The organism is Pseudophaeobacter flagellatus (genome assembly GCF_021228235.1).
Classification (GTDB): domain Bacteria; phylum Pseudomonadota; class Alphaproteobacteria; order Rhodobacterales; family Rhodobacteraceae; genus Pseudophaeobacter; species Pseudophaeobacter flagellatus.
Genome location: NZ_JAJQRG010000002.1, coordinates 11597 through 33023, shown reverse-complemented (window position 1 = coordinate 33023; position 21427 = coordinate 11597). Strand labels below are relative to the sequence as shown.

Sequence of the window (21427 nt, the reverse complement as noted above, 5' to 3'; positions counted from 1 at the left end):
GGCAAGCGCTGGCGTCTTTACCCGATGGACCTGACCCCGATATATCCTGGCCCTGACAGGGGAACGCGGCCGCATGGGGCGCCTTGCAAGCTGGAATCATGGTGATCGGGCAAGAAAAAGGGCCCGCTTGTGCGGGCCCTCGGTGTTGGCATGGCCACGGCCGCTATCAGGCGAGGCGGTTTTTGACTTCAAGATGTTGCGCCAGTTGGGCGATCTTGCCCATCCAATCCTCGACCAAGGCGGGGTCGCTGGGAGCGGCGTGAACGCCGGGGGCGATTTTGCCGTTCATCACTGCCTCGATGGCATAGGATACCGGGAAAGATACGAGGCGCGCCATGGCGGTGCCGCGGGCATCGCCCCAGGCATCCATCACATAGGTCTTGTGCCAGACTGTCTTACCCGCCTGTTCGGCCTTGAGTTCGACACACATCACCACCCGGTCAGGTTCGCCTTCGTCATAGGCGTTTTCATCCCAGAATTGATCCGACATTTCCTTGAGCCGGGCATCGCCTGCTGTGCCTTCCAGCGTTTCGACTTCCTTGAAGACATCTGCCCAGGCTGCGCTCCAGCCGTTCAGGCGCAGGGTTCCGCGCACGAATTCCTTGACCTGCCAATCACTGCCGAAGTGGTACTGACCAACAAAGGGCAGCGAGTCGCGGTTGGGGTAGACTTCGAAGCTCTCGGCCTCTGGTAGGGGCGCGTGGTAGGTAGAGATTGCATCCCAGGGGCGCGCGACCTCCAGTTCCTTGAAATCGCGGATGGATTTGGATGGTGAGCGCAGTGCTTTCAACACACCCAAGGGCGACCAGCTGAATTTATAGCGGAAGGGGTTGGGGATCTTGGGGATCCCGCCGCAATAGGACAGAAAGCTGATCTCATTGCTGGCGTCAAAGGCGGCAGAGGCTTTGTAATCATCCACCAGCGCATGGGCCATCAGATGGTCGATGCCTGGGTCCAGGCCGACCTCGTTGACCAGGGCAACGCCGGCCGCGCGGGCCTTGTCATCCAGGGCGCGCATCTCGGGGGCGATATAGGACGAAGAAACAAAATGCGCCCCCTTGGAAATCGCCAGTTCGGCCAGCGGCACATGAAAATCGCCGGGCAGCATCGAAATGACAACATCCGCCGGGCTGAGCAATGCGCCCAGGGCGTCCATGTCAAAGGCATGGATATTGGAGGTGAGGTCGCCCACAGCTTCGCGGGCTTTGTCGGTTGTTCGGTTCCAAACGGCAACATCGTGGCCCGCTTCCAGCAGGCGACGCAGGCCGGGAATGGCCGAAAGGCCGGTGCCACACCAGTGAATAGTCATGTGAGTTCTCCGTTATTTATAGCGCAGTTTGGCCAGAACGATGCTGACCACAATCAGAATGGCGCAGAAATTGGCAATGATGATCGGCCAGTCCCCTACCATGATGCCGTAGCAGAACCACAGGCCCACTGTGAGCAAAAACATCAGGTTGGCAGATAGCGACAGGCCAGAGGTATCGCGGCTGGCCCAGGCTTTCCAGGCCTGCGGCAGCCAGCAGACAGTGCCCATTAAGGCGGCAGTATATCCGAGATAAAGTTCCATCAGACTGGGACAAATTCGCGGAAGGTTGCTTCGGCCCGCCCCCAGACACCGGCCTTCAGATCGCCCAGCGTCAGCAGCGAGGGCAGCAGTTGGGCCGCATAGTCCTGCGAGCTTTCAACCGGCAGCATCGAGGGCAGATTGTCGATCGCCATCACATCCATCACCGGATCAGTGGCCACCCGCAGCGCCGGGGCGTCCCAGCTGGTGGCCTGGCTGTAAACAGGGACCGGGTTGTAATCGCTGTCGGGGTCGCAGGCGACATCACCAATCGCGCTGAGCTTGCGATCCGCTGTCAGTGCTTCTTGCGGTACAAAGACCGGGGTGCCGGGGCGCGCAAAAATGCAGTTGAGAAACAGATCATGGTTCAGGATTTCGGGGAAAGGTCCGCCGCTTGCGGTTTCCGCCATGTCCCATTTGGTGACCGAGATGCCCATGGCCTCGCAGAGGTCGGCAGCCCCGGTGCCAACCCGCCCCATGGCACCAATGACAATGGCCGAGGGGATGTCTGCCTGCGTGGCCTTGAGCTCTGCTTTCAGTTCAGCCAGCAGCGCATCCTTGCCGGGGTAGACGCCGACGGGGCCGCAGATCTCGCCATGTTGCTGGGCGCACCAGGCTTTCAGTGTCACCGCGGCGCCGGCATAGCCCGCCCAATATCCAAAGGCAGCCACCCGGCGACCGGCTTCGTCCACCAGATATTCCAGATCATACAGCGTGCCACCGCCCGCCGCAAAACGGTCCAGCAGGGCCTTGCCGGAATGCTGGCCCTTGAAGGCATGGCCAAACATGATGTGGCGATGTGGCAGCGGGGTGCCGTCTTCGGGCAGTTCTTTCAGGCCAAAGATGATTGCATCCGCCGGGGCGGTGGGCCAGGAATTTTCAGCCGCGATGGCGCAGCCTGCATCACGATAACCCTGCAGCGGAATGGCACGTACCGAGCTTTCTTCGACGGTGACCTTGATGCCTGCGTCTAGCAGCGCCTTGGCGCCTCCCGGGGTTAGCCCGGTGCGGTCTTCATTGGGGCGCTGTTCAGCCCGAACCCAGAGATGTGTCATTGCGTGTCCTTTACAGCATTCCCTTGGCCTGCACCGCGCGTACCGAGGTGCGCTGCTGCATGGCCGACATGAAGGATTGGATTTTGGCGAAATTTGTCAGATCTACGCCGTCGCCTTCAAGCCAAGTGCAGACCACATAGAGGTAGCAATCTGCAAGGCTGACTGTGTCGCCCAGCACAAAGGGGCTGCGCAGGCCAAACTGGCAGATATAGGCACAAGAGGCCGCCATGGTTTCGGGCACCTTGGCCTGCATGTCCTTGTAGCTGGAGGTCTTGCTGGCCCAGCGGCTGCCGCGCAGTTTGTGGGCGTGGTTCACATGCATGGTAGAGGCAATGTAATACATCACCTCGCGCATGCGGGCGGTCAGCAACGGGTCACTGGGGCGCAGGCCAGCCTGGGGTGCCAGATCGGCGATATAATCCAGCAGCGTCCCGGTTTCGGTCAGGATGCCGCCCTCAACAGCCAGCGCGGGCACGCGGGCCTTCGGGTTGATCTGGGCATAGCCTGGGGTCTGCTGTTCTTTGCTGGAAAAGTCGATCTTGATCGCCTCATAGTCAAGGCGGGCCTCTTCCAGGGCGATGGCGACGGCGATCGAGATGGTGCCTGGGGCGTAGTAAAGCTGCATGTCTGATCTCCTGGCAGGGTCTTGGTTGGGACAGGCGTGGGGCTACAGATGGGTCTGGGCGTATTGGCGTTCAGTGCTGTCCAGATGTGGCACCGCGTTGAATAAGACGGGGCTAAGATGGCCGCCGATGGGAAACAGCCGGTGCATCGAGGTATTCATGATTGCCAGCGCGACACGGGCCATGCCGGTGGTATCCAGTCCCATGGCCTGTCGCATCGCCATCGAGATGAAGCCCCCCGAGGTCACCACCAGCGCCGGGCCGTCGCCCTCGGCAATGTCGCTCAGAACCTGTTGGGTGCGCTGTTCAAAGGCCTGCCAGCTTTCGGGCGGGGTGTCGATTTTATTGGCGGCCCAGGCTTGGAACACCTTTGGTAGATGCTCGATAAAGCCTTCGCGCTCCTGCGGGATCGGCAGGTCAAATTGCTGCTCCATCGCCTGGGCCATGGTGAAGTATTCCATCTCGTTGAGACGGGGATCCTGGATGACCTCTTGGCAGCCCATCGCGGTGGCGGTTTCAATGTGGCGGGTTAGGGTGCCGCAATAGATCCTTGGATGATGGCTGCCAGTTTCGGCAAGGTGGTCGCCCAGCCAGGCCGCCTGCTGGTGGCCTAGCGCGCTCAGCCGGTCATAGCTTGCCTCATCGCGGGCCTCGGTATTGGCCTGCCCGTGGCGGATCAGGGTGATATGTGTCATGCGGCGCGTCCCAATTCTGTTCCTGAATTTCATATTGGAGCAAGCCGCGACATGGAAGAGAGGGTTTGGCACGGGCGGAACTTTTTGAAACCGTGGCAATTTTCAGGGGCCGATTGGCCGGATTTTGCAAAAAAATGTTCGATTTAGTAATATTGTCGCATTTAGGGGTAAATGGCTTTTCTCCTGCCCTTGGCCATTGCACTGTGACAAAGCCCATGAGAGTGAAAGGGATAGCGCAGAATGCGCGAAGACCGGCGCCATTCCGGAAACAGTTCAAGATAGAGAGAATCCTATGAGCCTTAATTGCGACCGCTTTCTTGATGATCTGCACCGCCTGCGGTCTTTTGGTGCCTCGGGTCAGGGAAAAGGTGTTGTGCGCCCAGCCTTTAGCGCTGTGGACATTGCGGCCCGGCGCTGGTTGGCCGGACGGATGGAAGAGGCCGGGTTAAAGGTTCATCTGGACCCTATTGGCAATTGCTTTGGACTGGCGGGCGAAAAATCCCTGCTGATCGGATCGCATAGCGATAGCCAACCGGAAGGCGGCTGGCTGGATGGTGCCCTGGGCGTGGTGGCCGGGCTTGAAATCGCTCGTGCCGCCAAGGAAGCGGGTGGGCCGCCAATTTCAGTCGTGAACTTCCAGGATGAAGAGGGACGCTTTGGCATTTTGACCGGGTCCGATGTTTGGACCGGAAACGTGTCTCTGGCAGAGGCAGACCAGCTGACCGATACCGATGGGGTGTTGTTGAGCACGGCCCGCGCCCGCATGTCTGGGCGCGCCAAGGATTTTCTGCCCCATGACATGTTCACCGGCTTTATCGAGATGCATATCGAGCAGGGGCCGGGCATGGATGTCTCGGGCGATCAGGTTGGCGTGGTCAGCGACATTGTCGGCATCCGCGAGTTACGTATCGTGATCAATGGGCGGCAGAACCATGCCGGCACCACGCCAATGGCACTGCGTCAGGATGCCTTTCAGGCGCTGTGCGATTTCAACCATCGGATCAACCAGCGCTTTGCCGAGGTGGCCACATCGACAACGGTCTGGACTCTTGGTCATGCGGAACTCAGCCCCAATGCCTCTTCGGTGGTGCCGGGCGCTGCGCGTTTTGCGTTGCAGTGGCGCGACGGCAACCCGGCGCTGCTGCTGGCGCTGGAAGAAATCATGCGCGCGGTGGCAGCAGAGATCGCCCAGGATCGCGGCGTCACGGTAGAGTTGGGCACGGTGGGCGGCATCGAGCCGGCCGCCATGGACCCCGATCTGAAGGCGGCGCTGCGTCAGGCGGCCGAAGCCCAGGCACCGGGAAAATGGCGCGATCTGCCCTCAGGTGCCCTGCATGATGCGGCCAATATCGCGCGGGTCATGCCGACGGCGATGCTGTTTGTGCCCTCGATCGGCGGCATCAGCCACGCCTTTGATGAAGACACCAAAGAGGAAGATCTGGTCAAGGGGCTAGAGGTTTTGCACCAGGCAGCACTGTCGCTGTAGCGCGGTCCTGACGGATCCGGGGTAGCTGTGGCGCGGGGATCAACTGCGGGCGTAGCCGCGTTTCAACATCCGATTGCGGTGCCTGTCTGCGGCCAGAGAGGCCTCGCGCAGGTTTTCATAGTTGTTGATGGTACATTGGCCATTGCTGCCGGCAAAGCCCCATTCCCTGAGTACCGAAACTTCTGAAAACAGATTCAACGCCAATTCGATCCGGTAAAACCGGGACCGACGGTTTTGAGTTTGAGTATAGAGCAGACAGGTGGCCATGCACCGATTCTATACCAGAGCGAATCGCGCGGGCAAGAGGGGGCGGGCAGTATCTTTGCCCCCGCTATCTATCCTCGGTTTGCTGGGATCAGGCCCAGCTGACATCACCCAGAAAAATATAGCCCGCGCCATATATCGTCTTGATCAGGCGGGGATTTTTCGGATCTTCACGTAGTTTGGTGCGCAGTCGGGACACCCGAACATCCATGGCCCGGTCAAAACTGTCCCCAGCGCCACCACCCAGGCTCTCTTGCATCTGGGCGCGTGAAATCAGCCGTTTGGGACTATCGAGAAACAGCCGCAGTACCTCGCCTTCGGCATGGGAAAACGGCACCTCGGTGCCGACGTCATCCTCTAGCATGTAGCGGTCGAAATGCGCGGTCCAGCCCGCAAAGCTGGCGGTATTGCCGCTTGTCGGTTGGCTACGCGGCCCAGAGCGTAGCCGGGCGCGAATGCGGGCCACCACTTCTGTGGGATCAAAGGGTTTGGTGATATAGTCATCGGCCCCCAGTTCCAGCCCGGTGACGCGATCCTGCACCTGTGCCCGGCCTGAGATGATGATCACCGCCGCCCCCTGTTCCAGCGCCAGTCGATGCACCAACGTCAGCCCGTCCACATCGGGCAGCGACAGATCCACCAGGCAAACATCCGGCGTCACCCGCTTCAGCGAGGCTTCAAATTCGCGGGCACGGGAAAAACTTTGGGTGCGAAACCCCGCCTCTTGCAGGCAATCGGTAAGGATCTGGCGGATCTCGGGCTCATCGTCCAGAATCGTGACAAGAGGCGCGGTCATGCTGGGGTCTCCGGGGTGATAAGGGCGGACAGTTGCTGTGTGGTAAAGGGTTTTTGCAGCACGGGTCCAGTCTTTAGCGCGATACGGAACTGCGGATCACTGGGCGGCAGCGAGGTCATCAACACAATTGGCAGGCCGGTGCCTTTCAGGCGCTGCGCCAGATCAATGCCTGTGGCCTCTCCCTCTAGTCTGACGTCGGACAGGACCAGCGCGATATCGGGCAGGTCTGCCGCCAGGGCACAGGCTTCGTCTACGCTGGTGGCTTCGATCACCGAATAGCCAAGATCAATCAGCATGTCGCGAAAGGCAGAGCGCAGCTCTTCGCTGTCTTCGACCAAGAGCGCCAGGCCGCCCCGGCAATCCGGGGCAAGCCGGTAGGGCAGGCGCAGGGTGACATTGGCGCCTGACACGGTATTGCCAACGCGCATATCGCCGCCGGCGGATTTGGCCATGTCATAGACCATTGGCAGCCCCAGCCCCGACCCTTCGCTGCCTTTTGTGGTGAAAAACGGGTTGAGCGCCTCTTTCAACGCCGTATTCGAAAAGCCGGGACCGGTGTCGGTGACGCTGATTTCAAGCCAGATCTGCCCAATGCTATGGGCGCTGACGGTGATCTGGCCGTTGACACCGCAGGCATCGCGGGCGTTCAGGATCAGGTTCAACAAGGCATCCTGTAGCTTTCCTGCGTCCAGCAGGAATAGCACATCGGGGGTATTGTCCAGCACGCTTAACCCCATGCCCTGCGGCAGCGATGGGGTGGCGAGGATCTTCAGCTCGGCCAAGAGCGCGTGCAAATTGGTCGCCTGCGGGCGCAGGCTGCGCTGGCCGGTCATCTCGGCAATCCGGTTCAGCAACCGCCCGCCGCGCCGCGCCGCCGCAAGCGTGCCACGCACCATCTCTTGTGCCTGTGGTGGCAGATCCATTTTGCCCAGCTTGCCCTGCATCCCCAGAATGATGGTCAAGAGGTTGGAAAAGTCATGCGCCAGCCCTGATGTCATCTGCGCCGCCATTTCGCGGCGCCGCGCCTGTTGCAGGGCAACGCGGGCCTGGGTTTCTTCGGTTACATCCATCGACAGGATATAGACACCGCCAGCCTGATCGGGGGTAAAGGCCACTCGGATGCGGCGGCTGTCATGGGCTTCGGTGAATTCAAACACCGGGCTGCCGCCCCGATAGGCGGCGCGCAGGTGGGGTTCTATCTTGGCAAAGGCCTGGGCCCCCAGCGCATCCGAGATGTGCATTTCAAGAATATCAGAGGGTCGGCTGGGAAAAACCGAGCTCAGTCGCCGGTTGGTATAGGTGTAGTAGCCATCGGCATCGACATGGGCGATATGGGCGGGCATCATTTCGGTGGTCAGCCGGGTGCGGCCCTCTATTTCCGTCAGTTGTCGCTTGGCCTCTTCCAGCGCATTATTGGTGGCTGCCAGTTCGCGGTTGGTCGCCGAGAGTTCCTCTGTATGGGCGATCAGCCGGTCTGACATTTCCTCGGATCGGGCGCGCAGCAGCTGTTCGACCCGTTTGGCGCGGCTGATATCGGTGTAGACCGCCACCCAGCCCCCCTGCGGCAACGGCGCCCCCTCGATCGAGATGACCTGCCCGTTGGCGCGGGTGCGCTCCAGGTAATGTGGTTCAAAATCAAGTGCTTGATTAACGCGTATCGCCACAAGTTCTTCAATGTCATCCACCGGCCCATATTCGCCACTGGAGGCGATATGACGAATGGTATCTTCAAAACGGGCACCGGGGGTGACCAGGGCGTCGGGCAGGTTGAACATTTCTTGAAAGCGGCTGTTGCACACGGCCAGGCACAACGCGCTGTCATAGATCGAAATCGCTTGGGCAATCAGGTTCAGCCCGGCGCTAGTCATTGCGGCGTAGGTCTTGTCTGCTCGGTTCATGGCACTCTCCCGCGCTATGGCTATCATTGTAGGCGGCATTGGCAAAGGGGGGCGGCAAAGGCTGCGATCCGGGCCCGCCTTGGAGGCTGTTACAATTCGTAAGATTTGTGAAAACATCACGAAAAACTTGACCGGCTAGCATGAGCCAGTCCCTAACTGGGAATAGAATCGTGTGACAGCGATCGCCGGCCGGGGGAGGCTGGAATGGGAGGAGAAAGACATTGGCTCAGATGCAGTCGGGCGCTGCAGGGAAACTCTCCCTGCCGGCGCTGCTTGAACGCAACGTTTCGGAATTCGGTGATAAACCGGCCTACCGGGAAAAAGAATTTGGCATTTGGCAGTGCTGGACCTGGGCGGAAACCGCCAAGGAGATCGAGTCACTGGCGCTGGGTTTGATCAATCTTGGTGTGAATGAGGGTGATTTCATCGCCATCATCGGGGGTAATCGCCCCTATCTGTATTGGTCCATGGTGGCGGCGCAGTCTGTTGGTGCCATTCCGGTGCCGCTGTATCAGGACGCCAATGCAGAAGAGATGGCCTATGTGCTGGATCACTGCGGTGCCCGCTTTGTGATTGCGGCCGATCAGGAACAGGTCGACAAGGTGATTGAGGTGCAGGACCAGTTGCACCAGTTTGAACACTTGATCTACCTAGATCCGCGTGGCCTGCGCAAATACGATCACCGCACCCTGCATGAATATGCTCATGTGCAGGAACAGGGCCGTGCCGCCCATGATGAATGGATCGACGAGCTGAAGGCGCGCCGCGCCAAGCTGACCTATGACAGCACCTGCGTGATGCTTTATACTTCGGGCACCACTGGCAAGCCCAAGGGCGTTGTTCTGTCCAACCGCAACATTATCGAAAGCGCCAAAAACGCTTGCGAATTTGACAAACTGAAGCAGACGGATGAGATCCTCGCCTATCTGCCGATGGCCTGGGTTGGGGATTTTATCTTCTCGATTGGTCAGGCCTATTGGTCAGGTTTCTGCGTCAATTGCCCGGAAAGCCCGGAAACAATGATGACCGATCTGCGCGAGATCGGCCCTAGCTACTACTTTGCGCCGCCGCGGGTGTTTGAAACCCAGCTGACCAATGTGATGATCCGTATGGAAGATGCGGGCAATTTCAAGCGCAAAATGTTCCACTACTTTATGGCCCATGCCAAAAGGGTTGGCCCCAACATTCTGGATGGCAAGCCTGTCGGCTTGATGGACCGGCTGAAATATGCGCTGGGCAATGTGATGGTCTATGGCCCGCTGAAAGATACGCTGGGCTTTGGCAATGTGCGCGTCGGTTATACGGCGGGCGAGGCAATCGGCCCCGAGATTTTTGACTTCTACCGCTCGCTGGGGATCAACCTCAAACAGCTGTACGGTCAGACCGAAGCCACCGTTTTCATCACCGTGCAGCCCGATGGCGAAGTGCGCGCAGATACGGTTGGGGTGCCGGCGCCGGACGTGGAGATCCGAATCGCTGACAATGGCGAAATTTTTTACCGTTCACCGGGGACCTTTGTGGAATACTACAAAAACCCCGAAAGTACCGCTGACACCAAAGACCCAGAAGGCTGGGTTGCCACTGGGGATGCGGGCTTTTTTGAAGACGAAACCGGCCATTTGCGCATCATCGACCGGGCCAAGGATGTGGGTAAGATGGCTGATGGCGGCATGTTTGCCCCCAAGTTTGTCGAGAACAAGCTCAAGTTCTATCCCGATATTCTAGAGGCGGTTCTATTTGGCAATGGCAAGGACCGCTGCGTTGCCTTTATCAACATCGACCTTTCGGCGGTGGGCAACTGGGCAGAGCGCAACAATATTGCCTATGCCTCCTATCAGGAACTGGCAGGCCACCCCAAGGTGCTGGCCTCTATTCAGGAACATGTCGCCGAGGTTAACAAATCGGTTGCCGCAGATCCGATGCTGTCGGGCTGTCAGGTGCACCGCTTTGTGGTGCTGCATAAGGAACTGGATGCGGATGATGGGGAAATGACCCGGACCCGCAAGGTGCGCCGCCGCATCGTCGAAGAGAAGTTCGACGATATCATTGCCGCGCTTTATGATGGATCGAGCGAGATTTCGACCACCACAGAAGTCACTTATGAAGATGGACGCAAAGGTGCGATCAGCGCGACGCTTTCGATCATTGATGCCACGCTTGCGCCGACGGCGCAGAATAACAGGGTGGCGGCAGAATGATCCGCGTGCATTCACCCCGGCACATCGCCTGTTTCGAACCCTTTGACCGGGTCTTAGACCAAGTCGGGACAACGTTCAGGATGGAAGGCGGTATGCACCACCTGGCGGATCATGAAGGCTGCACTGAAATCGCCGGTGCGCGACTTGATCACGGCGCGGCTTTCAGATTGAGACAGGCCGTCGCGTCGACACTCAAGCGCCATTTTCAACAGGCAGGTGTGCTCGAACTCGCTAAACATTGCAGGGATCTCCTTGCTACTCATCTTTCTCAACTGTCCCCTAAAATGGTTAACAATTTGGGCTGGCAGATCACTGGAGGCGTCGCACATGCTTGACCAATCCGATAGCTATGTCACCGAAGATGGTCGCACCATTGGCGGCGTGGTGATGGAAATGAAAAACATCACCCTGCGCTTTGGCGGTGTGGTGGCGATCAAGGATATTTCGTTTGATATCCGCGAAGGCGAAATTCGCGCGATCATCGGCCCTAACGGGGCTGGCAAGTCCTCGATGCTGAACGTGATCTCGGGCTTTTATGTACCGCAAGAGGGCACGGTTGAATTCCATGGCAAGCCACGCCCGCAGATGCGCCCCTATGAGGTGGCACGGCAGGGTATTGCGCGTACCTTCCAGAACATTGCCCTGTTTGAGGGCATGACCGTGCTGGACAACGTGATGACCGGGCGGCTCAATTATATGAAATCGGGGCTGCTGCGGCAGGCCTTCTGGAAAGGTCAGGCCGAGCGGGAAGAAACTGCCAACCGCGAAGTGGTGGAGAAGGTCATCGACTTTCTTGAAATCCAGCACATCCGCAAAACCCCGGTGGCGCGTCTGCCCTATGGTTTGAAAAAGCGGGTCGAACTGGCCCGCGCCCTCGCGGCAGAGCCAAAGCTGTTGCTGTTGGATGAACCCATGGCGGGCATGAACGTCGAGGAAAAAGAGGACATGTCCCGCTTTATTCTGGATGTGAACGACGAATTTGGCACCACTATCGCCCTGATCGAACACGACATGGGCGTGGTCATGGATCTGTCCGACCGCGTGGTGGTGATGGATTACGGAAAAAAGATCGGTGACGGCACCCCGGATGAAGTGCGCAACAACCAGGATGTGATCGACGCCTATCTAGGGGTGGCACATGACTAAAGTTCTGACAGATATGAGGAGAGCGACTGATGTCTGACCAGTTTCTTTTTACAACCGAAGTCTTCTTTAACGGGCTGATGGCCGGGGTGTTGTATGCGCTCGTGGCGCTGGGCTTTGTCCTGATCTACAAGGCCTCTGGCATTTTCAATTATGCCCAAGGTGTTATGGCGCTGTTTGCGGCGATGACCCTGGTGGGCATCATGGAAGGGCAGGTGCCCTTCAGCCATATCATCAATGCGATGTTTGGCACCGATGTGCACCACTTTGGTTGGCATGTGCCGGCGCTGCTGGCGATCTTGCTGACTGTTGGGGTGATGGTGATCTTTGCCTGGCTGGTGCAACGCGTCGTGATGCGCCATCTGGTGGGGCAGGAGCCGATCATCCTGTTCATGGCGACCATTGGCCTAGCCTATTTCCTTGAAGGGTTTTCCGACCTGATGTGGGGATCTGAGATCAAGAAACTGGACGTGGGCCTGCCGCAGGGTGGATCATTCTGGATCGAAGATATGACGGCGGGCCTTGGCTCGGATAACTTCTACGGCTTCTTTATCGACCGGCTGGATATCGTGGCCACCGTGATTGCGGTGCTCTTGGTGGCGGGGTTGGTGCTGTTTGCTCAATACACCAAACAGGGCCGCGCCATGCGGGCTGTTGCGGATGATCACCAGGCGGCCCTGTCGGTTGGCATATCGCTGAACTTCATCTGGGTCCTGGTCTGGTCGGTTGCGGGGTTTGTCGCGCTGGTGGCCGGGATCGTCTGGGGAACCAAATCGGGCGTGCAGTTCTCGCTGTCGCTGATCGCGCTCAAGGCCTTGCCAGTGCTGATGCTGGGCGGCTTTACCTCGATCCCCGGTGCCATCGTGGGTGGCCTGATCATCGGGGTCGGCGAGAAGCTCTTTGAATTTGCCATTGGCCCCATGGTGGGCGGTGCCACCGAGAACTGGTTTGCCTATGTTCTGGCGCTGTTGTTCCTGGTGTTTCGTCCGCAGGGTCTGTTTGGCGAAAAGATTATCGAACGGGTCTGACCCAGATGCAAATAACGCGCCCCACCCAACAGGGGATGGGGCGTGACAAGAGCCTTCGCAAACTGCCGCAGCCCGCGCCGATCTGGCGCCTATAAAAGGAACAGATGACAGATGAAGCTTATCGCCATCATCAACGTTATATCCTGGTCCGGGTTCTGGGCCTTTGGTTTCCTGGCGCTTAGCGCTGATGGATTTACCGAAGCCCAGATCGTGACATCGGCGCTACTGGCGGCTGCTGGGCTCTTTACCGGCCTCATTGCCTATCTGAGCCTGGCCCAATCAGCCGAGCAGAGCGGATATGCCAAAGAATCCAATCAAATAAGCGCAGTGGATCGTAACCGCGCGCAACAACAGGGGAGCATCTAACCCATGTTCTATCGCGAAGCCGGAGACTTCAAAGTCTCTTATGAACAGGACAGCCAGACCTTCCCGATCAAGTTTGATCGCTACCGGTATTACTTTGTGCTGCTCATTGCCTTTCTGGTCATTCCCTTCACCATCAATGACTATTGGGCCAGCGCCATTCTGCTGCCATTTCTGATCTATTCGATCGCAGCAATCGGGCTCAACATTCTGGTGGGCTATTGCGGTCAGGTCAGTCTGGGGACCGGTGGGTTCATGGCGGTGGGTGCCTATGCCTGCTACAAGCTGATGACTGCCTTTCCCGAGGTGAGCATGTTCATTCATGTGCTGCTGGCGGGTGGGGTCACCGGGGTGGTCTGCGTGTTGTTTGGTCTGCCAAGTCTGCGGATCAAGGGCTTTTACCTGGCGGTGGCAACACTGGCGGCGCAGTTTTTCCTGGTCTGGTTGTTCAACCGGGTGCCGTGGTTCTACAACTACTCTGCTTCTGGTCAGATCAACGCACCCGAGCGGGAAGCCTTTGGCATCCTGATCACCGGCCCCAATGCACCGGCCTGGGCGACCTATCTGTTCTGCCTGATTTTCCTGGCGTTCTGTGCCCTTGTGGCCCGCAACCTGACCCGCGGCATGGTCGGCCGTAGCTGGATGGCAATCCGGGACATGGATATTGCGGCGGAAATCATCGGGGTAAACCCGCTGAAAGCCAAGCTGACGGCTTTTGCCGTCTCAGGCTTCTTTATCGGGATCTCCGGCGCGCTGTTCTTTGCGCTGTACCTCGGCGCGGTTGAAGTGGGTGAGGCCTTTGGCATCACCAAGTCGTTTCAGGTGTTGTTCATGGTGATCATTGGTGGTCTTGGCTCGATCTTTGGTTCCTTTGCTGGCGCGGCCTTTCTGGTCCTGCTGCCGGTGATCCTGAAAGTGGTCGGCGTTGATGTGCTGGGCTGGCCCACGGATATCGTGGCGCATTTCCAGCTGGTGATCGTCGGGGCGCTGATCGTGTTTTTCCTGATCGTGGAACCGCATGGGCTGGCGCAGCTCTGGCGGGTTGCCAAGGAAAAATTGAGACTGTGGCCCTTCCCGCACTAAGCGGTAAGGTTCGAGAAGAGCGGCGGGGACAAGATCAATGTTACAGCCCCGCCTACCCAAGACGACTATCGGATGAGACCAAGGGAGGATGAATACCGATGAAAATGAAACTTACCACTCTGGCGCTGGGCGCCATGATGGCTGCGGGTCCGGCTATGGCGGACCTGGTGTTCCCATCGCTGAGCTATCGTACCGGCCCCTATGCTGCGGGCGGTATCCCGTTTGCAGATGGCTATGCTGACTATTTTACCCTTGTCAACGAACGCGACGGTGGCATTGGTGGTGTGAAAACACGGCTGATCGAATGTGAGACCGGCTATAACACCGAAAAAGGTGTGGAATGCTACGAATCCACCAAAGGCGAAGGCGCCCTGGTCTATCAACCCTTGTCGACCGGGATCACCTATCAGTTGATTCCCAAAACCGCCGCTGACGGCATCCCGCTTCATACCATGGGCTATGGTCGGACTTCGGCCGCCAATGGCGAAGTCTTTGGCAATGTCTTCAACTATCCTGCCAACTACTGGGATGGTGCATCCGGCATTATCAACTACCTGCTGGATGAAAACGGTGGTGACCTCAAAGGCAAGAAGATCGCCCTGGTGTTCCACAACTCTGCCTACGGTAAAGAGCCAATCCGCACCCTGGAAGAGCTGTCGGCCAAGCATGGTTTTGAACTGACCACCCTGCCTGTTGACCACCCCGGTCAGGAGCAGAAATCCCAGTGGCTGCAGATCCGCCGTGAGCGTCCTGACTTTGTCTTGATGTGGGGCTGGGGCGTGATGAACCAGGTTGCCGTTCAAGAAGCCGCAAATATCCGTTTCCCAATGGAAAATTTCATTGGCGTCTGGTGGTCTGGTGCCGAGCATGACGTGCTGTCGGCGGGCGCTGCTGCAGATGGCTACAAGGCTGTGACCTTCCACAATGTTGGTCGTGATTTCCCGGTGTTTGACGACATTCAGAAATACGTCGTCGATAAGGGCCTGGCTGCAGGTGCGGGCGATCAGATCGGCAACGTTCTGTATAACCGCGGTCTCTACGCGGCGATGCTGGCGGTTGAGGCTGCCAAGACTGCGCAGGAAATGCACGGTACTGCCGACATCACGCCTGCGATGATGCGCGATGGTATGGAAGCCCTGGAAATGCCCGAGGCTCGCATGTCTGCGCTTGGCATGCGCTACTTTGGTCCAGCCTTCAACGTGAGCTGCGAAAACCACGGCGGTCCCGGCCTTGTTGGCGTGACCCAGTGGGATGCTGAGTCCAAAACCTGGAGCTTGATTGCCGATTTCCAGAAGACGGACAGCGATGTGATCAAGCCGCTGATCGATGCAGATTCGGCTTCCTATGCGTCTGAAAACGGTATCGAGCCTCGGTGCCAGTAAACCTATCTCCGATCCCACATTCCCGTGGGGTCGGGCCTTAATCCGGTGCGGCGGCTGGGCTGCCGCACCACCCCGAACAGACCCGGATGCGCCAAATACACAGCGCCCTGGACCGCATGAGGACAACTTTGATGCTGGATGCAGCCAACACCACTGATGTGCAGGCCGAGACCCTGCTAGAGATCAACAATGTCGAGGTGATCTACAATCACGTGATCCTGGTTCTGAAAGGCGTCAGCCTCAATGTGCCAAAGGGCGGTATCACCGCGCTTTTGGGGGGCAACGGGGCTGGTAAGACCACGACGCTTAAGGCGATCTCCAACCTGCTGCGCTCGGAGCGCGGCGAGGTGACAAAGGGATCGGTGAAATACCGTGGCAAAACCGTTCATAATGCAGACCCTGCCGATCTGGTGCGCAATGGCGTGATCCAGGTGATGGAAGGGCGCCATTGTTTTGAACACCTGACAGTCGAAGAAAACCTGCTGACCGGCGCCTATACCCGCTCTGATAGCGGGGCCACAATTCAGCAAGACCTTGAGATGGTGTATAACTATTTCCCGCGTCTGAAAGAGCGCCGCAAAAGCCAGGCGGGCTATACCTCTGGTGGGGAACAACAGATGGTGGCCATGGGCCGCGCCCTGATGAGCCGCCCTGAAACTATCCTGCTGGACGAACCATCGATGGGGCTGGCACCGCAGCTGGTGGAACAGATCTTTGAAATCGTCAAGACAATCAACGAACAAGAGGGCGTGACCTTCCTCTTGGCTGAACAGAACACCAATGTGGCGCTGCGCTATGCCCATTATGGCTATATTCTGGAATCCGGTCGGGTGGTGATGGATGGCCCGGCGGCTGAATTGCGCGAAAACCCCGATGTAAAGGAATTCTACCTTGGCATGTCGGACGAAGGTCGCAAGAGCTTCCGTGATGTGCGGTCTTACCGCCGCCGCAAGCGGTGGCTGAGCTAAGGGAGAGATGGTGAGACTATGACCAATTATGATAGCTTGGAAACGCGTTCCGACGACCAGCGCGCCAGCAACCTTGCCACCGCCCTGCCAAGGCAGATTGCCCTGGCCCAAACGGCAGCTGGCTATGCGGGCAGCCTGAAAGATATTGACGCGCGCGCCATTACCTCGGCTGCCGATCTGGCCGCCCTGCCAGTGCTGCGCAAATCCGACCTTAGCAAAGCGCAGGGAGCCAATGCACCCTTTGGCGGCTTTACCGTGAAACCAGCCACGGGGTTTGCCCATATCTTTCAGTCGCCTGGCCCGATCTATGAACCGGGTGGGGTGGATCACGACTGGTGGCGCATGGGGCGTTTCCTGCATGCGGTTGGCATTGGTCCGGGGGATGTGGTGCAAAACTGCTTTGGCTACCATCTGACGCCTGCGGGCATGATCTTTGAAAGTGGTGCCCGCGCCGTTGGGGCAACCGTGCTGCCTGCGGGCACCGGCCAGACCGAACTTCAGGTGACTGCCGCACGTGATGTGGGGGCGACGGCCTATGCCGGCACCCCGGATTATCTGAAGGTTATTCTGGATAAGGCTGATGCCATGGGCGTGACGCTTGGCTTTACCAAAGCCGCTGTTGGTGGCGGCGCGTTGTTCCCGTCGCTGCGCCAGGAATACGCTGATCGCGGTATCACCTGCCTACAAAGCTATGCCACGGCGGATTTGGGCAATATCGCCTATGAGAGCGCCGCAATGGAGGGCATGATTGTCGATGAAATGGTCATTGTCGAAATCGTCACCCCTGGCACCGGGACACCCGTTGCCCCCGGCGAAGTGGGCGAAGTCGTCGTGACAACGCTGAACCCGGATTATCCACTGATCCGTTTTGCTACGGGTGATCTTTCCGCTGTCATGCCTGGGGTCTCTCCCTGTGGGCGGACCAATATGCGGATCAAGGGCTGGATGGGCCGCGCAGATCAGACCACCAAGATCAAGGGCATGTTTGTGCGGCCCGAACAGGTCGCCGCACTGGTGGATAAACATGACGAGATCGTCAAGGCACGTGTCATTGCCGCCCGCGATGGCGAAATGGACACCATGACGGTGCAGATTGAGGCCAGCGCTGGCGATGAAATCAGCTTTGGAAAATCGGTGATTGAGGTTCTGAAACTCAAGGGTCGTATCGAAGTTGTCCCGCCCGGTGCCCTGCCCAAGGATGGCGTGGTGATCGAGGACCAGCGCAGCTACGACTAGGCAGCGCGTGCAGCTTGCTCTGTTTGTCCCTCCAGGTGGTCTGCCGACCCTTGGGGGGATTTTTTCGTTCCCCGCCGCCTGAAGGCCAGTTCCAACTGGCAGAACACTGGTTTCCGGCTGGAGTTTCTGACCAAAATAATCGCATAAGAGGGGACGCGCAAAAACAGACCAAGAGCGGACCGCATGACTGCCGTAAAAGAGACCAAAGATTACGCCCCTCAGGGCAATCGCCGTGGGCGACACGCCGGAACCAGAGTGTTCTCTACTCTGGCCTGGTGCGTTGCATTGGCCTGTATCCTGCCCATGGTTGCGGTGGCGCTGGCGGCGCTGACTGGTGGCACAGAGACCATCCAGCATCTGTTAGACACGGTGCTGCCGCGCTATGCGCTGACCACTATCGGGTTGGTGTTTCTGGTCTCTGTGGGCACCCTGGCCATCGGGGTGGGGGCGGCCTGGCTGGTGACCATGACACGGTTTCCCGGCGTGCGGATATTTGAGATCGCGCTGATTCTGCCTCTGGCCTTTCCGGCCTATGTGCTGGCCTATGCCTATACTTTCATTCTGGATCATCCCGGCATCGTGCAGACGTCGCTGCGCGCGGTGACGGGATGGGGGCCGCGCGATTACTGGTTCCCGGAAATCCGATCCCTTGGCGGGGCGGCAGCGATGCTTGTGCTGGTGCTTTACCCCTATGTCTATCTGCTGGCGCGGGCCGCATTTCTTCAACAAAGCGGCGGTGCCTTTCTGGCCGCCAGGGCACTTGGTAAAAGTGCCTTTCAGGCCTTTTGGCTGGTCAGTCTGCCGATGGCGCGTCCGGCAATTGCCACGGGGGTTTTGCTGACGGTGATGGAGACCATCGCGGATTTTGGCACCGTATCCTATTTTGGCGTCCAGACCTTTGCCACCGGGATCTACACCAGCTGGTTTTCCATGGGGGATCGGGCCGGGGCGGCGCAGCTGGCGCTGTGCCTGCTCTGTCTTGCCCTGGTGCTGGCGGTGATCGAACGGTCCACCCGCGGCAAGGCGCGGTATCATCAGGCGGGTAGGCAACATGCGCCGATGCCACCAGCTGATCTGAAGGGCGGACAGGCCTTTTTTGCCTGGATCCTCTGTGCTCTGCCGGTTTGTTTTGGCTTTTTGCTGCCGCTGATCATCCTGTTCAACATGGGGCTGCAGTCAGAGCAGAACCTGTTCAGCAGCCGTTATATCGGTTTCCTGCAAAATTCCCTGTTGCTGGCGACGCTGGCGGCGCTGTTGACGGTCATGGCGGCAATCTGTCTTGGTTTTTATCAACGGCTGCGTCCGGGGCGCAGCTCGGCGCTGGCGGCCTATATGTCGCGCTTGGGCTATGCGGTGCCAGGCGGGGTGATCGCGGTGGGGTTGATGGTCCCTTTTGCTGCATTTGACAATGCTTTGGACGCCTGGATGCGGGCCAACTTTGAGATCCGCACCGGGCTGCTGATTTCGGGGTCAATCTGGTTGCTGGTCGGGGCCTATATGGTGCGCTTTCTGGCGGCGGCGCTTGGCGCTTATGAAAGCGGGCAATCCACTGTGCATGCCAATATGGATTCGGCGGCGCGCTCTCTGGGGCAGGGGCCGCTGGGCATGTTGCGCCGGGTGCATCTGCCGCTGCTCACCCCGAGCCTGCTGACAGCGCTGCTGATCGTGTTTGTCGATGTGATGAAAGAGCTGCCCGCCACCTTGATCATGCGACCTTTCAATTATGACACGCTGGCGGTGCAGGCCTACCGGCTCGCCTCGGATGAGCGACTGGAGGGGGCGGCGGTGCCCTCGCTGGTGATCATGGCAGTGGGGCTGCTGCCAGTGATTCTGATCTGTCGCCAAGTGGGTCGACGCCGCTAGCGCATGGTGCCGGTCGAGGCGCTACGTGAGCGCTTTGTACAGGTAGGTCGTGGCCTCATAGATCTCGGCGTTGGGGTGGCGGCAAAATCCTGGCACCGAACCGGCCACGCGGTAGCCCAGGCTTTCATAGAGCTGCTGTGACGGATCGCCCGAACGGGTATCAAGCACCAGTAATGTCTTGCCCAACTGGCATGCCTCGGCTTCGAGCGCCAGCATCAGGCTGCGCCCCAATCCGGCGCGGCGTGCCCTTGGATGCACCAGCAGCTTGGCCACATCGGCGCGATGGGGCTGGTTGGCAGGCATCGCCAGCGAGAGCTGCACGGTCCCCAGCAAGACGTCATCTTGCACAAAGGCACCAAACAGCCGGACGTCGCCGCGTTGAACCGCCGGAAAGACACGGCCGTCCCAAAAGGCAGCCGCATCTTCTGTTGTAAAGGGCAGGATGAAGCCGACGCTGGCACCGGCTTCGACGCTGGTCACCAGAATATCACTGAGAGCGGCGCAGTGTTGCGCCAGCTCGGGCGCGGTCAGCTGGCGGATCGTCGGCACGGGGTGGGATGTCATCTGGAGCTCCGGTTGCGGATGCGGACAGAGTGGCAAACCGATGCTGGCAAGGAAATGCCAGACACAGAAAAGGCGCAGGTTTCCCCGCGCCTTTGCCTAATTTTTCAGCAGATCAGAGGGGTGACAGGATTATTCCCAGCCCACCGCATCAAAGATTTTTTGCGCTTCGGGGATGTTCTTGGCCACCTCCGACAGGTTCACATCATCAGGCTTGAAATGCCCCAGTGCGGCGATGCTTGGCGCCAGGCCAATACCGGGCACGGCAGGGAATTCATCGTTGCCAGCCGAGAAATACTGCTGCGCCTTTTCAGAGGCGAGATATTCCAGGAATTTGACCGCGTTGTCGCGATTTGGCGCATGGGCAGCAACGCCGCCACCGGACAGGTTCATATGCGCGCCTTCGGCGTCCTGCGAGGGGAAGATCCAGCCGATCATGTCGCGGTCAGCAGACAGGCCCTTGACCTCTTTGCGGATGGAACGGGCAAAGTAGTAGCTGTTGGCGACCGAAATTTCGCACTCGCCCGAGACAATGCCGCGCAGCTGATCGGTATCGCCGCCCTGTGGCGCGCGCGCCATATTGGCGACCATGCCTTCAGCCCAGTCCTTGGCAACCTCGGCACCGTGGTGGGTGATGATCGAGGCGAGCAGCGTCTGGTTATAGGTGTTCGAGGAAGACCGGATGCAGACCAGGCCTTTGTAGGCAGGGTCGGCCAGATCCAGATAGGTGCGCGGCGGGTTTGCCACATCTGCCTTGTCGTAGAAAATGATGCGGGCACGCTGGGAAAAACCAAACCACTGGTTGTCGGCGTCCTGCAGGTAACCGGGAACGCTGGTTTCCAGAACATCGCTGTCGATGCTTTGCAAAACGCCTGCGTTTTTGGCCCGGGCCAGGCGCGATGTATCGACGGTCAGCAGGATATCAGCCGGAGAGTTGGCACCTTCAGCGGTCATGCGGGCGATCAGCTCGTCTGCCTTGCCTTCGATCCGGTTGATGGTGATGCCGGTGGCCTCTTCGAAATCTGAATAGAGGCGCTCGTCGGTGTCGTAGTGACGCGACGAATACAGGTTTACTTCGCCTTCGGCAGCAGCCGAGGTCGCAAGAGTTGCAGCAAGGGTCCCTGCGAGGATGGTGGTGGCTTTCAACATAGCGATTGTGATCTCCAGAGTGACGTTATTTTCTGACTTATTTAGTCGAATATAGAAAAAACCACTGAA

General features: G+C 58.8%; 21 protein-coding genes. 10 read left to right on the top strand and 11 right to left on the bottom strand.

The window, feature by feature from the left end:
- Positions 1-166 precede the first annotated feature (166 nt).
- The 5 genes from LRK71_RS03685 to LRK71_RS03665 are packed head-to-tail and all read right to left on the bottom strand — an operon-like array spanning position 167 to position 3940.
- Complete coding sequence (locus tag LRK71_RS03685) at positions 167-1309, bottom strand: saccharopine dehydrogenase family protein (protein WP_232401183.1); 1143 nt, start codon at positions 1307-1309, stop codon at positions 167-169.
- A 12-nt stretch (positions 1310-1321) separates the two neighbouring features.
- The gene (locus LRK71_RS03680) at positions 1322-1570 is read right to left on the bottom strand and encodes a SemiSWEET family sugar transporter (protein ID WP_232401181.1); all 249 of its coding nucleotides are present in this window, start codon (positions 1568-1570) and stop codon (positions 1322-1324) included.
- A complete protein-coding gene (locus LRK71_RS03675) occupies positions 1570-2622 on the bottom strand; it encodes a saccharopine dehydrogenase (RefSeq protein WP_232401179.1) in 1053 nt (350 codons plus the stop codon). The genes LRK71_RS03680 and LRK71_RS03675 overlap by 1 nt, the downstream gene beginning before the upstream one ends.
- 10 nt (positions 2623-2632) lie before the next feature.
- Positions 2633-3247 carry a glutathione S-transferase family protein gene (locus LRK71_RS03670; RefSeq protein WP_232401178.1) on the bottom strand — a complete coding sequence of 205 codons (615 nt, stop codon included), beginning with the start codon at positions 3245-3247 and terminating at the stop codon, positions 2633-2635.
- Between the two features lie 42 nt (positions 3248-3289).
- Positions 3290-3940, bottom strand: a complete 651-nt coding sequence (locus LRK71_RS03665; RefSeq protein WP_232401177.1) for a histidine phosphatase family protein — start codon at positions 3938-3940, stop codon at positions 3290-3292.
- Between the two features lie 292 nt (positions 3941-4232).
- On the opposite strand from LRK71_RS03665, the gene LRK71_RS03660 reads away from it, so the two are divergent.
- Positions 4233-5426, top strand: coding sequence for a hydantoinase/carbamoylase family amidase (locus LRK71_RS03660; protein WP_232401176.1), 1194 nt, complete (start codon positions 4233-4235; stop codon positions 5424-5426).
- Positions 5427-5465: 39 nt separating this feature from the next.
- Here LRK71_RS03660 and LRK71_RS03655 read toward each other — a convergent pair whose 3' ends face one another.
- The 3 genes from LRK71_RS03655 to LRK71_RS03645 all read right to left on the bottom strand — a co-directional run bounded on the left by LRK71_RS03655 (position 5466) and on the right by LRK71_RS03645 (position 8384).
- Positions 5466-5693 (bottom strand): WGR domain-containing protein, encoded by a 228-nt coding sequence (locus LRK71_RS03655; protein WP_232401175.1) that lies wholly within the window; start codon positions 5691-5693, stop codon positions 5466-5468.
- An 88-nt stretch (positions 5694-5781) separates the two neighbouring features.
- Positions 5782-6486 carry a response regulator transcription factor gene (locus tag LRK71_RS03650; RefSeq protein ID WP_232401174.1) on the bottom strand — a complete coding sequence of 235 codons (705 nt, stop codon included), beginning with the start codon at positions 6484-6486 and terminating at the stop codon, positions 5782-5784.
- On the bottom strand, positions 6483-8384 hold the full coding sequence (locus LRK71_RS03645) for a hybrid sensor histidine kinase/response regulator (protein ID WP_232401173.1): 1902 nt from the start codon (positions 8382-8384) through the stop codon (positions 6483-6485). Before LRK71_RS03645 ends, LRK71_RS03650 begins: the two co-directional genes overlap by 4 nt.
- A 230-nt stretch (positions 8385-8614) precedes the next feature.
- Between LRK71_RS03645 and LRK71_RS03640 the strand changes: the two genes are divergently transcribed.
- On the top strand, positions 8615-10582 hold the full coding sequence (locus LRK71_RS03640; RefSeq protein ID WP_232401954.1) for an AMP-binding protein: 1968 nt from the start codon (positions 8615-8617) through the stop codon (positions 10580-10582).
- 53 nt (positions 10583-10635) lie between these two features.
- Here LRK71_RS03640 and LRK71_RS03635 read toward each other — a convergent pair whose 3' ends face one another.
- Positions 10636-10821: a hypothetical protein gene (locus LRK71_RS03635; RefSeq protein WP_232401172.1), complete on the bottom strand. Its 186-nt coding sequence runs from the start codon at positions 10819-10821 to the stop codon at positions 10636-10638.
- An 88-nt stretch (positions 10822-10909) separates the two neighbouring features.
- On the opposite strand from LRK71_RS03635, the gene LRK71_RS03630 reads away from it, so the two are divergent.
- From LRK71_RS03630 to LRK71_RS03595, 8 genes are all read left to right on the top strand, one after another.
- Positions 10910-11728, top strand: a complete 819-nt coding sequence (locus LRK71_RS03630) for an ABC transporter ATP-binding protein (protein WP_232401171.1) — start codon at positions 10910-10912, stop codon at positions 11726-11728.
- Positions 11729-11757: 29 nt separating this feature from the next.
- A complete protein-coding gene (locus LRK71_RS03625; RefSeq protein WP_232401170.1) occupies positions 11758-12753 on the top strand; it encodes a branched-chain amino acid ABC transporter permease in 996 nt (331 codons plus the stop codon).
- A 111-nt stretch (positions 12754-12864) separates the two neighbouring features.
- Entirely contained in the window at positions 12865-13119 is a 255-nt protein-coding gene (locus LRK71_RS03620; protein ID WP_232401169.1) for a hypothetical protein, read from the top strand.
- Positions 13120-13122: 3 nt separating this feature from the next.
- Positions 13123-14199 carry a branched-chain amino acid ABC transporter permease gene (locus tag LRK71_RS03615; protein ID WP_232401167.1) on the top strand — a complete coding sequence of 359 codons (1077 nt, stop codon included), beginning with the start codon at positions 13123-13125 and terminating at the stop codon, positions 14197-14199.
- Between the two features lie 98 nt (positions 14200-14297).
- Positions 14298-15581 (top strand): ABC transporter substrate-binding protein, encoded by a 1284-nt coding sequence (locus LRK71_RS03610; protein WP_232401166.1) that lies wholly within the window; start codon positions 14298-14300, stop codon positions 15579-15581.
- A gap of 131 nt (positions 15582-15712) precedes the next feature.
- Positions 15713-16549 carry an ABC transporter ATP-binding protein gene (locus tag LRK71_RS03605; protein WP_232401165.1) on the top strand — a complete coding sequence of 279 codons (837 nt, stop codon included), beginning with the start codon at positions 15713-15715 and terminating at the stop codon, positions 16547-16549.
- A gap of 18 nt (positions 16550-16567) precedes the next feature.
- A complete protein-coding gene (locus LRK71_RS03600; protein ID WP_232401164.1) occupies positions 16568-17785 on the top strand; it encodes a phenylacetate--CoA ligase family protein in 1218 nt (405 codons plus the stop codon).
- Between the two features lie 183 nt (positions 17786-17968).
- Positions 17969-19648, top strand: coding sequence for an ABC transporter permease (locus LRK71_RS03595; RefSeq protein WP_232401163.1), 1680 nt, complete (start codon positions 17969-17971; stop codon positions 19646-19648).
- Positions 19649-19669: 21 nt separating this feature from the next.
- Here the strand turns inward: LRK71_RS03595 and LRK71_RS03590 are convergent, their stop codons facing one another.
- Both LRK71_RS03590 and LRK71_RS03585 read right to left on the bottom strand, forming a co-directional pair.
- Positions 19670-20212: a GNAT family N-acetyltransferase gene (locus LRK71_RS03590; RefSeq protein WP_232401162.1), complete on the bottom strand. Its 543-nt coding sequence runs from the start codon at positions 20210-20212 to the stop codon at positions 19670-19672.
- 129 nt (positions 20213-20341) lie between these two features.
- Positions 20342-21358, bottom strand: a complete 1017-nt coding sequence (locus tag LRK71_RS03585) for a Fe(3+) ABC transporter substrate-binding protein (protein WP_232401161.1) — start codon at positions 21356-21358, stop codon at positions 20342-20344.
- Positions 21359-21427 lie beyond the last annotated feature (69 nt).

Excerpts from the sequence above, each read along its gene's own strand:
- LRK71_RS03685 (WP_232401183.1), bottom strand. The coding sequence starts at position 1,309 with ATGACTATTCACTGGTGTGGCACCGGCCTTTCGGCCATTCCCGGCCTG.
- LRK71_RS03680 (WP_232401181.1), bottom strand. The coding sequence starts at position 1,570 with ATGGAACTTTATCTCGGATATACTGCCGCCTTAATGGGCACTGTCTGC.
- LRK71_RS03675 (WP_232401179.1), bottom strand. The coding sequence starts at position 2,622 with ATGACACATCTCTGGGTTCGGGCTGAACAGCGCCCCAATGAAGACCGC.
- LRK71_RS03670 (WP_232401178.1), bottom strand. The coding sequence starts at position 3,247 with ATGCAGCTTTACTACGCCCCAGGCACCATCTCGATCGCCGTCGCCATC.
- LRK71_RS03665 (WP_232401177.1), bottom strand. The coding sequence starts at position 3,940 with ATGACACATATCACCCTGATCCGCCACGGGCAGGCCAATACCGAGGCC.
- LRK71_RS03660 (WP_232401176.1), top strand. The coding sequence starts at position 4,233 with ATGAGCCTTAATTGCGACCGCTTTCTTGATGATCTGCACCGCCTGCGG.
- LRK71_RS03655 (WP_232401175.1), bottom strand. The coding sequence starts at position 5,693 with ATGGCCACCTGTCTGCTCTATACTCAAACTCAAAACCGTCGGTCCCGG.
- LRK71_RS03650 (WP_232401174.1), bottom strand. The coding sequence starts at position 6,486 with ATGACCGCGCCTCTTGTCACGATTCTGGACGATGAGCCCGAGATCCGC.
- LRK71_RS03645 (WP_232401173.1), bottom strand. The coding sequence starts at position 8,384 with ATGAACCGAGCAGACAAGACCTACGCCGCAATGACTAGCGCCGGGCTG.
- LRK71_RS03640 (WP_232401954.1), top strand. The coding sequence starts at position 8,615 with ATGCAGTCGGGCGCTGCAGGGAAACTCTCCCTGCCGGCGCTGCTTGAA.
- LRK71_RS03635 (WP_232401172.1), bottom strand. The coding sequence starts at position 10,821 with ATGTTTAGCGAGTTCGAGCACACCTGCCTGTTGAAAATGGCGCTTGAG.
- LRK71_RS03630 (WP_232401171.1), top strand. The coding sequence starts at position 10,910 with ATGCTTGACCAATCCGATAGCTATGTCACCGAAGATGGTCGCACCATT.
- LRK71_RS03625 (WP_232401170.1), top strand. The coding sequence starts at position 11,758 with ATGTCTGACCAGTTTCTTTTTACAACCGAAGTCTTCTTTAACGGGCTG.
- LRK71_RS03620 (WP_232401169.1), top strand. The coding sequence starts at position 12,865 with ATGAAGCTTATCGCCATCATCAACGTTATATCCTGGTCCGGGTTCTGG.
- LRK71_RS03615 (WP_232401167.1), top strand. The coding sequence starts at position 13,123 with ATGTTCTATCGCGAAGCCGGAGACTTCAAAGTCTCTTATGAACAGGAC.
- LRK71_RS03610 (WP_232401166.1), top strand. The coding sequence starts at position 14,298 with ATGAAAATGAAACTTACCACTCTGGCGCTGGGCGCCATGATGGCTGCG.
- LRK71_RS03605 (WP_232401165.1), top strand. The coding sequence starts at position 15,713 with ATGCTGGATGCAGCCAACACCACTGATGTGCAGGCCGAGACCCTGCTA.
- LRK71_RS03600 (WP_232401164.1), top strand. The coding sequence starts at position 16,568 with ATGACCAATTATGATAGCTTGGAAACGCGTTCCGACGACCAGCGCGCC.
- LRK71_RS03595 (WP_232401163.1), top strand. The coding sequence starts at position 17,969 with ATGACTGCCGTAAAAGAGACCAAAGATTACGCCCCTCAGGGCAATCGC.
- LRK71_RS03590 (WP_232401162.1), bottom strand. The coding sequence starts at position 20,212 with ATGACATCCCACCCCGTGCCGACGATCCGCCAGCTGACCGCGCCCGAG.
- LRK71_RS03585 (WP_232401161.1), bottom strand. The coding sequence starts at position 21,358 with ATGTTGAAAGCCACCACCATCCTCGCAGGGACCCTTGCTGCAACTCTT.